We start from the raw sequence: 10,880 nt of genomic DNA on the forward strand, positions 1-10,880 counted from the left end.
CGAGCCGCCACGCGTGCCGCAGCGGCATCGGCGCAAGCAGAAACATGCGGTCCGTCAGTTCGGGCGCGCTGGACGACGCCAGCGCCACGGCTACAAACGAAATAGCGACGAACCAGAAAAGGTGGGAACTCAGCATATGGGGTCCAACCGCCGGGAGAGGGGCGGTTTGATCTGTTATCGGCAGCTCGCGGCTTTTATTTAGACAAATCGAGATGCATTCTCGAGCCGGCCCGATTGGGCGCGGATGACGGCCGGGCCGGGCTTTGCGGCGTGTTTCAGCGGTGGATCACGGGGGCGAGTCGCAGCGGCGAATCACGCTCGCAGATCGCGCTGGCGGACCATGGCAGCAAGCCCCGGCGGCGCGTCATGGCAGCGCTGCCTCGGGACGGCTCAGCGCGAAGCCCTCGTCGAGCCAGCCGGTGACGCCGCCGGCCATCAGCTTGACGGGCCGCGCGAGTTGCGCGAGCCGCAGGGCACCGCGCGCCGCGCCGTTGCAGTGCGGGCCCGCGCAATAGGTGACGAAGAGCGTGTCGGCGGGATAGCCGGCCAGCTTCGACGCGACGATCTTGCCATGCGGCAGATTGAGCGCGCCCGGCACGTGACCCTGGGCGAACAGCGCGGGACTGCGCACGTCGAGCAGCACGAAGCCGGGCGTGCCGCTCGCGAGCGCGGCGTGGACGTCGGAACAATCGGTTTCGAATTGCAGCGACGCGTGGAAGTGGGCGAGCGCGGCGGTGCTGTCGGCGGCGGGGATCGCAGTGACCGCGTTGGCGCGATTAGTGACGTTGGGGCCGTCGCTGTCGGCGGCGCGGCTGGAAGGCATGGAAGTGTCGGACATGGCTAGGCGCGATGGCTGGGTTGAGCGGACGGCCTGTCGGCGGGCGGGGCTGCGGTGCGATCAGGCGGTTTGATTGTGCCGCTCGGCCCGTACGCGGATAAGTGGCGTAATCGTCAATCTTCGGTAACATCGCGCCATGCAAAACCATCTCGTTGTCGCGCTGGCCTACGATCGGCTCTGCACCTTCGAATTCGGCTGCGTGACCGAACTGTTCGCGCTCGAACGTCCCGAACTCGGCGTGCCCTGGTATCGCTTCGCGGTTTGCGCGGCCGAGCCGGGGCCGATCCGCGCGGCGGGCGGCATTACGATCGGCGCGCCGCATACGCTGACGCTGCTCGCACAAGCCGACACGATTGTGATTCCGGGCTGGCGCGACGCGGACGAAGCACCGCCCGCCGCGCTGCTGAGCGCAATCCGCGCCGCCTACGAGCGTGGCGCGCGACTCTGCTCGATCTGCTCGGGTGTGTTCGTGCTCGCGGCAGCGGGCGTGCTCGACGGCAAGACTGTCACGACGCACTGGCGCTATGCGGAGACACTGCAGCAGCGCTATCCGCATCTGCGCGTGCGACCCGACGCGCTCTATGTCGACGAAGGGCGGATCATCACGTCGGCGGGATCGGCGGCCGGGCTCGACATGCTGCTGCACCTCGTGCGGCGCGACCACGGCAGCGCGATCGCGAACCGCGTCGCGCAACGGCTCGTGGTGCCGCCGCATCGCGAGGGCGGGCAGGCGCAGTTCGTGCCGCGACCGGTGCCGCACGACGAAAGCGGGCGTCTCGCGAAGCTGATGGACTGGGTGCGCCGCCATCCCGCCGAGCCGCACACGCTGCGCTCGCTCGCCGAGCGTGCCGCGATGAGCACGCGCACGCTGCAACGGCAATTTCGCGACGCGACCGGCATGGCGCCGTACGACTGGCTCGTGCGCGAGCGCGTCGCGATTGCGCGCGAACTGCTCGAAGCGCCGTCGCCGTCGCCGTTGCCGATGGCGCGCGTCGCGGAACTGGCGGGGTTCGGCTCGGAAGAATCGCTGCGGCGGCATTTCCGGCGCATTGCGCTGACGAGCCCGGGGGCGTACCGGCGCAAGTTTGGGGCGCGGGACGCAGGTTGAGTGCCGGGTGGCGGCGGATTGCGCGATCCGGGTGGTGTCAGGATTGCGCAATGCCGGTTTAGGGGCTGTGAGGTTCGGGTGGACTTTCAGGTCGATCCTTAGGTGGCCCCTCAGGTGGACCTGAGGGCAGCGCTTTCTGAAAAGCGCATCAAACCAGCGCGGTCTGCACATCCACGCTTCGATGCAGGGCCTTCGAATACGGGCAGGTCTGATGGCAGTGATCGACAGCATGGCCGAATTGAGCGCGTGGGCGCATCTGCGCAGCGGCGGCGGGCAGAAGTCGGTGATCGCCGATGACCTGATCGCATTCGGCAACCGGCACGACTGGCAGTTGCCGCTGATCGATCTCGCGCAATGCGAGGCGCAGGTGGCGCCAGCTGGAAAGCGTATTGCGAGGCTTATGATCGCGGTGCGATAGCCTCGCAGCCGCGCGAGATCCGCAACATCGCCAATCAGAACAACTCCCTTTGCCCCGACATCAACCTCGTGAAATCGTCGCGCAGCAAAGGCAGAATCGCGTCGGCAACCGGCTGCAATTGCCGCGTCAGATAGTGCTCGTAGTCGATCGCCGAGCGCAGCGTTTCGAGCGGCTCGGGCCCGGCGATCGTCATCACGTAGCTGATCCAGCCGCCGTTCTGATATTGCAGCGGACGTCCCTGCGCGCGATTGAAGTCATCGGCGACGCGTGCCGCGCGCACGTGCGGCGGCACGTTGCGCTCGTAGGCGGCGAGCGGGCGGCGTAACTGCTTGCGATACACGAGTTGATCGTCGAGCCGGCCCGCGAGCGTATCGCGCACATAGTCGCGCACGTAATCCTGATACGGCTGCTGTTTGAAAATGCGCCGGTACAGCTCCTGCTGAAACTGTTGCGCAAGCGGTGTCCAGTCCGTGCGCACGGTTTCGAGCCCCTTGTAGACCACTTCCTCGCTGCCGTTCGCCGCCACGCTGAGACCCGCATAGCGCTTCTTGCTGCCTTCTTCGGTGCCGCGCACGGTCGGCATGAAAAAGCGCCGGTAGTGCCGCTCGAATTGCAGTTCGAGCGTGCTGTCGAGTCCGAAGCGCGCCTGCAAGGTCTGCTGCCACGCCGCGTTGATATGGTCGACGAGCGCGCGGCCGATGCGCGCGGCGGCGTCCTCGTCGCGCGCGTGCTTGAGCCACACGAAGGTCGAATCGGTATCGCCGTAGATCACTTCGTAGCCTTGCGCCTCGATCCATTCGCGCGTCGTGTGCATGATTTCATGGCCGCGCATCGTGATCGACGACGCGAGGCGCGGATCGAAAAAGCGGCAGCCGGTCGAACCGAGCACACCGTAGAACGCGTTCATGATGATCTTCAGGGCCTGCGAGAGCGGCTTGTCGTGCTCGCGCTTGGCCGCTTCGCGCGCGTCCCAGACCTGCGCGACGACCGACGGCAGGCAGTGGCGCGTGCGCGAAAAGCGCGCGCCGAGAAAGCCCGGCACCGAGTGTTCGTCGTCGGGATGCAGCAGGCCTTCGACGAGACCGAGCGGGTCGATCAGAAACGTGCGGATGATCGACGGATAGAGGCTCTTGTAGTCGAGCACGAGCACGGAGTCGTAGAGGCCGGGCCGCGAATTCATCACGAAGCCGCCGGGGCTCGCGGCACCGGCGACGTCGCCGAGATTCGGCGCGACATAGCCTTGCCGATGCATGCGCGGCATATACAGATGCGTGAACGCCGCGACCGAGCCGCCGCTGCGATCGGCGGCGAGGCCGGTCACGCTCGCGCGTTCGAGCAGAAACGACAGCAGTTCGGTCTTCGCGAAGATGCGCGTAACCAGTTCGCAATCCTTGAGGTTGTAGCGTGCGAGTTCTGGCTTGGCTTCGTCGAAGCGGCGCTGGATTTCATCCATGCGCTGATACGGGTTGTCGATCGCCTTGCCCTCGCCGAGCACCGAGCGCGACACGTATTCGAGGCTGAACGACGGAAAGCTCCACGTCGCCGAGCGCAAGGCCTCGATACCGTCGATGACAAGACGACCCGCCACGCCCGCAAAAAAGTGATTGCGCGTGACGCTGTGCTCGCGCCACTCCATCACGGCGCCGCCGCGGCCGATGCGCAACGGCACGCGATACTGTTGCGCATGCTGTTGCAGCACCTTCAGATCGAACTGCACGAGATTCCAGCCGATGATCGCATCGGGATCATGCAACTCCATCCACGCGATCAGTTTTTCGAGCAGCTGGGCGCGCGTTTCGCAGTATTCGAGCCTGAAGTCGAGCGCGCCCGCGTCGCCGTCGCTGTCGTTACCATTAGGCGGGCCGAGCATATACACCTGGCGCTCGCCGCAACCTTCGAGCGCGATCGAATAAAGCTCGGCATGCACGCTCGTTTCGATGTCGAGCGACACGAGCTTCAACGGCGGACGATAACCGTTGGCCGGTTTCAATTCGCCGTTCAGAAGCGGGCCTTTGGGCTGCGGCTCGCCGCTGAACCACACGGGCGCGGTGATGAAGCGCTCCATCATGTAGCGCTCGGGCGGCTGGATATCGGCTTCGTAGACGTCGATACCGCCTTGTTTCAGGCGTTTTTCGAGGCCCTTCAACTGCCGGTATTGCGGGCAGTAAAGCCCCATCACCGGACGCTGCTGGAAGTCGCGCAATTCGAGCGACCGCAGCTCGTGCTGCTTGTCCTCGCGCAGAATCGTCTCGGCGCGCTCGCGATGTTCGCTGGGAATGAAGGCGATCGAAGGCTGAAGGCGCAAACGGATATGGCGCGGCCCGCTATCCGTGGCCAGCCAGAATTCGATTTCCGTGCCGGCGGGCGTGTCCCGCCAATGCCGGGTCAAAATGAAACCCTGCTCGAACTCAGTCAAACTCGCACCTCTTTTGCGCCTCTTCGCTTTACCTCTCGACGGGCTTGATCGCCTTGTGCGATTTTACCGCCGCAAGCGTTGGCTGCGATGGCCGAAGAAGGGCGCGGAGTGCGGATGTAGAGCGACGCAGTAAAACGAAGTCGTGCAGGCGAGGCAACGGCCTGCGTTAAACGGGCGAAATAAAAAAGGCGCTCCTGAATGGACCAGGTGAATCAAACGGACCAAACGGACCAGGCGGCGCGCCTGCGCAAGGCACGTCGAACGGAAAACCCGCTCAGGCTTCGAGCGCGAGCGTCGCGAACGTGCCGAGCCAATGCTCGCCCATATAGTCGCCGGCCACGTGCGCGAGCGCGCTATGCAGATGGCGCTCGGCGCTTTCGAACAGCACCGTGCGGCGTACGTCGCCAGCCGGCAGCACGCGCGCGAGCGAGCGCTGGCACCACGCGCGGCTCAGATTGAGACCGTCGAGGTGGGCGATCTTGCCGTCGCTGCGATCGGTCACGATGGCGGGCTCGAACAGCGTCGCGGGCTTCTTCGCGCCGAGGTCCGGCAGAAAGCGGCCAAACCAGTCGACGAATTGCGCGGACGGCAGCACGCGCCGCATCAGTTCCGCTTCCATCAGCGAAGGGGAGAGAAATTCGTCGCCGCACGGCTCCCATGCCTGGCAGGCGACGTCGTCGAGGAACCAGCGTTCGGCGGTGCTGACGATCAGCGCTTCGAGCGACGTGCGCGAGGTTTGCCGCGCGAAATCGAGTGTCAGCGCCAGCGCGAAAGCCATGTTGAAGTGCGTGCCGACCCGCAGCGGATAAGTCGCCTTCGGCAGAAACTCCTCGAAGCGTTCGACGAAGGTGGCCGTGAGCGGCGCGAACGTCTTCGACCAGCGTGCGGCCTCGGAGATCTTCAGCGCGTCGAGCTGCGCGCTCAGCGCGAGCAGCCATGCCCAGCCATAGGGACGCTCGAAGCCGCGGTTGTGCGGCAGGTCGAGATACGCGAGTTCGCCGGCCACGTTCGCGTGGGTGAAATGCTCGTCGGCCACCGCGACGATGCGTGCGGCCTCGGGCAGATCGGGGAAGCGTTCGAGCAGATGCAGAACCAGCCAGTAGCCATGCACGCACGAATGCCAGTCGTAGCTGCCGTAGAAGATCGGGTGCAGCGCGCGCGGGCCCTGCACGTCCTGCGCGCCGGCAAGCGCGTGCGTGAGCTTGTTCGGATACTCGCGCGTGAGGTGGGCGAGCGCGAGGTTGGCGAATTTCGACGCGAATTCGCGGGTGAGTTGTTGCGGCAACGGCGCGGTCATCGGCGGCTCCTCAGAAGCGGAATACGAACAGGTACAACAGTATGGTGTTGACGACCAACAGGAGTAAAGCGGTCGGCCATTGTGCCTTGATGACGCCGTTCTGGTCTTTCAGTTCGAGCAGCGCGGCGGGCACGATGTTGAAGTTGGCGGCCATCGGCGTCATCAGCGTGCCGCAGAAGCCGGACAGCATGCCGATCGCGCCGAGAATCGCGGGGTTGCCGTTGAACTGATGCACGATCAGCGGCAGGCCGATGCCGGCCGTCATGACCGGAAACGCGGCGAACGCGTTGCCCATGATCATCGTGAAGATCGCCATGCCGAATGTGTAGGCCGCGACCACCGCGAACGCCGAGTCGACCGGAATCCACGTCTTCACGAGATCCGACACCACGTGACCGACGCCCGCGACCGCGAACAGCGCGCCGAGCGCGGCGAGCATCTGCGGCAGGATCGCGGCCCAGCCGACCGTGTCCATCGTTTGGCGCGCATCTTTCAGCGCATGCACGGGCGAGTCGCGCAGCATGAAGAGCGCCGCGCCGAATGCGACCAGCGTGCCGAGCACGAGCGAGATCAGCGTGACGTTCTTCGTCTCGACGAAGGGGACGTATTTGAGCGTGAGCGTGCCGGCCAGCGTGATGAGCGGAATCAGCAGCGCCGGCACGAACAGCTTGTTGCCGAAGCGCCGCGCGTTCGCTTCGCGGCGCGCGGCGGCGGCTTCGCCGTTGCTGTCGCTGTGGCCTTTGCCGAGCTTGCCGGAGCCCGCGATCAAGGCGAGCGCGATGGCGAGGCAGCCTGTCACGAAGTGCGGCAATTCCGCGCCGAACAGGAACGTGAGCGCGTAAATGCCCCAGAACAGAAAGTTGATGACGCGGCGCGGATTCGAGCGGTCGCGCAGATTGAACAGCGCGAACGCGGCGAACATCAAACCGGCGAGGACGTAGAGGGATTCGAGCTTGATCATCGCGCGGCGCTCCGTTTGTAGGCGCTCATCTTGTGCGACAGGTTGCGGTCGAGCAGGATCAGGCGGATCACGTGAATGACGAGCGCGGCGATTGCGGTCGGAATGGCCCACACCGAGACCTGCAACGGTTCGACGATGACGCCGTTCTGTTCGAGAAAGCCCTTGATGAGCAGGATCGACTGGATTGCGATGAAGATGTCCTCACCGAAGAACACGGCGATATTGTCGACCGCCGATGCGTTCGCGCGAATCTGCTGGCGCACCGCCTCGGGCAATTCGCCGTGACGGTTCGCGGCGGCGGCTTCGGCCATCGGCGCGATCAGCGGCCGTACCATTTGCGCGTGGCCGCCGAGCGAGGTGAGGCCGAGCGCCGCCGTGAGCTGGCGGATCACGAAGTAGAGCATCAGCACGCGGCCGGTGGTGGCGGCCTGCAGGCGTGAAATCAGATGCCGCGCCTGTTCCTTCAAGCCGTTGCGTTCGAGCAGCGCGATCACCGGCAGCGTGAGCCAGATCAGGCCCATGTAGCGGTTATCGGCAAAGGCCTTGCCGAACGCGCTGACGATCTCGACCGGGTGCAGGCCGCCGGCCACCCCGGTCGCGATGCCCGCGAGCGTGACCACCAGCAGCGCGTTGAAGCGCAATGCGAAGCCGAGCACCACGATCGGCACGCCAATCAAAACCCACATGCGGCTCTCCTTCTGGTTGCGGCGACGCCCGGTTACCGGCGCGTTGCGCGATGACGATGCGGCGGATGAACGATGGCCCGGCGATCAGCGAGCCCGCGCGCCTGCCGGCACGGCGACGGAATCTAGCACGATAATTTATCGATAAATAGGCGAGAAAATATTTTCACAGGGTAAACGCCAAGATTCGCCAACCCCACCGTCACTCCACGCCGATTTCCTCGGCCGTCAGTTGCCGCAACTGTTCGAGCAGCTTCACGGCCGGACTCGGCAGAATGCCTTGCCGGCGCCGGAACGCGGTCAGCGTGCGGCGCCCGGCCACGCCGGGCATGCCGAGCGTATCGAACACGCCGGCCTTGCTCTCGGTCACGTACATCGGCGCAGCCATCCAGCCCAGAAAACCCGAACGCGCGACGAGGCTCTTCAGCACCGTGATCGAACGCGTTTCGACGACCACGTTCGGCAGCCCGAGCCCGTGCTCGGCGAACACGCTCTGCATCTGCTCGAACGGCCCGGTGCCGCGCGGCGGAATCGCCCAGCGCTCGCCGAGCGTATCGGCAAGCGTGAGACCGGGCTTACGCCGCAACGGATGATCGGGCGCGGCGACCACATAGCTCGCGTCTTCCCAGCGGCAATCGGCGATCGCCGTGATTTCGTCGCTATCGGGCACGGCTACGCTGAGCGCGAGGTCGATCTCGCGCCTGACGAGCGCGTCGGCGAGACGGTCCCACACGCCCTCGATGATCTCCACGCGCAGATTCGGCCACTTGTCGAGCACGCGGCCCACCGCGAGCGGCAGCACGAGGCTCGCGATGCTGCCTGCCGCGCCGACGCGGATCGTGCCGCGCGCGAGCCCGCGCAGCGCGTCGATTTCCTCGCGCGCCTGTTCGGCCTCGCGTTGCAACAGAAGCGCATGCGGCAGCAGCACCGCGCCGACCTCGGTCAGATGCATGCCGCGCGAATGCCGCTCGAACAGCGGGGCGCCGACCTGTTCCTCGAGCCGGCGAATGGTCCGGCTCAGCGCGGGCTGCGTGACGTGCAGCGCATCCGCCGCGCGGCCGAGGCTGCCGCTTGCGACGATCGCCGCGAACGCCTGAAGTTGCTGCAGGTTGTAAGTCATGCCAAAAGGTAATGCCTTTTTCCAAATAAGGCAATTTCCGGCTACCCATACCGTCGGGATAATGGCCGTTCGTTTTGTTGCGCCGATTTTTCGCGCCGACGTGTTGTACTTATAAAAAACAGGAGACATCGCATGACAGCCCACGTGACAGCCCACGCTGCGCAGCAGAATCCCGGCAATCACCCGCAATGGACCGTGCGCGACGCGGTCATCGACTTCGCGCGCCGCGTCGGCATGACGTCGATCTTCGCGAACCCGGGCTCGACCGAGTTGCCGATGTTTCGCGATTTCCCCGCCGATTTCCGCTATGTGCTCGGTCTGCAGGAAGCCGTGGTGGTCGGCATGGCCGACGGCTATGCGCAGGCCACCGGCAACGCGGCGCTCGTGAACCTGCATTCGGCGGCGGGCGTCGGCAACGCGATGGGCAACATCTTCACGGCGTTTCGCAACCGCACGCCGCTCGTCGTCACGGCGGGCCAGCAGGCCCGCTCGATCCTGCCGTTCGATCCGTTTCTCGCCGCGACCCAGGCGACCGAATTGCCGAAACCCTATGTGAAGTGGAGCATCGAGCCCGCGCGCGCGCAGGACGTGCCGCTCGCGATCGCGCGCGCCTACGCAATTGCGATGCAGGAGCCGCGCGGCCCGGTGTTCGTGTCGATTCCCGCCGACGACTGGGATCAGCCCGCCGAACGCGTGCCGGAGCGCGAGGTCGCGCAGGTCATGCGCCCCGATGCGGCAATGCTCGAACGCATCGGCGCGTTGCTCGACGCGTGCGAGCGGCCCGCGTTCGTGGTCGGCGGCGCGGTCGATCGCGCCGATGCGGCGGAGGACGTCGTGCAACTGGCGGAGCGCCATCGCGCGCGCGTCTATGTCGCGCCGATGAGCGCACGTTGCAGCTTCCCCGAAACGCATCGCCTGTTCGGCGGTTTTTTGCCCGCGATGCGCGAGCGCATCGTCGACCTGCTCGACGGGCACGATGCGATCTTCGTGATCGGCGCGCCCGCGTTCACGTATCACATCGAAGGACATGGCCCGCATGTGCCGCCGGGCGCGCAGCTATGTCAACTGATCGACGATCCGGGTGTGGCCGCATGGACGCCGCAGGGCATCGCCGCGGTCGGCAACGTGCGGCTCGGCATGCAGGACCTGCTGGCGCGCGCCGCGCCGAGGGAACGCGCATTCCCCGCGCCGCGCGCCGTGCCGCCGCGCGCGTTGCCGCCCGTGGCCGGCGCGCGCATGTCGGCCGCGTTCGCGTTGCAGACGCTCGCCGACGTGCGCGATCCCGACGGCATCATCGTCGAGGAAGCACCGAGCGCGCGTCCGGCAATGCAAATCTATCTGCCGATCGTGCGTCCCGGCACTTTCATGACGATGGACAGCGGCGGCCTCGGCTACAGCATGCCCGCGGCAGTCGGCGTGGCGCTCGCGCGGCCCGGCGAGCGCGTGATCGCGCTGATCGGCGACGGTTCGAGCATGTACTCGATCCAGGCGATCTGGAGCGCGGTGCAGCTACGCCTGCCGATTACATTCGTGATCCTGAACAACACGCGCTATGCCGCGTTGCAGGACTTCGCACCCGTATTCGGTTTCGCGCCGCACGAGCCGGTGCAGGGCACCGATCTGCCGGGGCTCGACTTCGTGACGATCGCGGCGGGCATGGGCTGCCCTGGAGAACGCGTCGGCGAGGCGGCGCAACTCGCCGGCGTGTTGCGCAAGGCGCTCTCGACGCATGAGGTGAAAAGCGGCCCGACGCTCGTCGAAGTGAGCGTCGCCTGATCGCCGCCTGAGCGTTACCTGAGCGTCACATCACATGTAATTCCCATTCAAAAGACAGAGAGACAAGCGATGAAAAACGTAGCGATGCTGATCGGCGGTGAACAGGTGCAGGCGCGTAACGGTGCGATCTTCGAGCGCCGCAACCCGCTCGACGGCGAAGTCGCGACGCGCGCGCCGGCCGCGACCGTCGAAGACGCGGTGGCCGCCGTCGATGCCGCCGCGGCCGCCTTTCCGGTGTGGTCCGCGCTGGGGCCGGGCGAGCG

Annotated in this window: 9 protein-coding genes and 1 pseudogene; 4 read left to right on the forward strand and 6 right to left on the reverse strand. The window is 66.0% G+C overall.

Translation table 11 applies throughout. The annotated features are described in order from the left end of the window. Positions 1–364: 364 nt before the first annotated feature. Positions 365–823, reverse strand: coding sequence for a rhodanese-like domain-containing protein (locus tag F3J20_RS14660; protein WP_167283722.1), 459 nt, complete (start codon positions 821–823; stop codon positions 365–367). A 151-nt stretch (positions 824–974) separates the two neighbouring features. Between F3J20_RS14660 and ftrA the strand changes: the two genes are divergently transcribed. Both ftrA and F3J20_RS14670 read left to right on the forward strand, forming a co-directional pair. Further along, positions 975–1,946: a transcriptional regulator FtrA gene (ftrA, locus tag F3J20_RS14665; RefSeq protein WP_167283710.1), complete on the forward strand. Its 972-nt coding sequence runs from the start codon at positions 975–977 to the stop codon at positions 1,944–1,946. Positions 1,947–2,160: 214 nt separating this feature from the next. Further along, positions 2,161–2,363, forward strand: a pseudogene (locus F3J20_RS14670) (DUF2252 domain-containing protein); the annotation flags it as partial. A gap of 35 nt (positions 2,364–2,398) precedes the next feature. Here F3J20_RS14670 and F3J20_RS14675 read toward each other — a convergent pair. The 5 genes from F3J20_RS14675 to F3J20_RS14695 form a co-directional block, all read right to left on the reverse strand. Beyond that, the gene (locus tag F3J20_RS14675) at positions 2,399–4,780 is read right to left on the reverse strand and encodes a DNA polymerase II (protein WP_167283711.1); all 2,382 of its coding nucleotides are present in this window, start codon (positions 4,778–4,780) and stop codon (positions 2,399–2,401) included. A gap of 274 nt (positions 4,781–5,054) precedes the next feature. Next, the gene (locus F3J20_RS14680) at positions 5,055–6,065 is read right to left on the reverse strand and encodes a DUF2891 domain-containing protein (RefSeq protein WP_167283723.1); all 1,011 of its coding nucleotides are present in this window, start codon (positions 6,063–6,065) and stop codon (positions 5,055–5,057) included. Between the two features lie 22 nt (positions 6,066–6,087). Continuing rightward, on the reverse strand, positions 6,088–7,038 hold the full coding sequence (locus F3J20_RS14685; protein WP_167283712.1) for a DUF979 domain-containing protein: 951 nt from the start codon (positions 7,036–7,038) through the stop codon (positions 6,088–6,090). Next, positions 7,035–7,724: a DUF969 domain-containing protein gene (locus tag F3J20_RS14690; protein WP_167283713.1), complete on the reverse strand. Its 690-nt coding sequence runs from the start codon at positions 7,722–7,724 to the stop codon at positions 7,035–7,037. The genes F3J20_RS14685 and F3J20_RS14690 overlap by 4 nt, the downstream gene beginning before the upstream one ends. A 199-nt stretch (positions 7,725–7,923) precedes the next feature. Continuing rightward, complete coding sequence (locus tag F3J20_RS14695; RefSeq protein WP_167283714.1) at positions 7,924–8,841, reverse strand: LysR family transcriptional regulator; 918 nt, start codon at positions 8,839–8,841, stop codon at positions 7,924–7,926. A gap of 132 nt (positions 8,842–8,973) precedes the next feature. On the opposite strand from F3J20_RS14695, the gene mdlC reads away from it, so the two are divergent. Then, positions 8,974–10,617 (forward strand): benzoylformate decarboxylase, encoded by a 1,644-nt coding sequence (mdlC, locus tag F3J20_RS14700; RefSeq protein WP_167283715.1) that lies wholly within the window; start codon positions 8,974–8,976, stop codon positions 10,615–10,617. Positions 10,618–10,686: 69 nt separating this feature from the next. Continuing rightward, positions 10,687–10,880: aldehyde dehydrogenase family protein (locus F3J20_RS14705; RefSeq protein ID WP_167283716.1), on the forward strand; the 194-nt coding region annotated here is incomplete at its 3' end.

It is taken from the genome of Paraburkholderia sp. Cy-641 (genome assembly GCF_011752945.1).
In the GTDB taxonomy this organism is placed as follows: domain Bacteria; phylum Pseudomonadota; class Gammaproteobacteria; order Burkholderiales; family Burkholderiaceae; genus Paraburkholderia.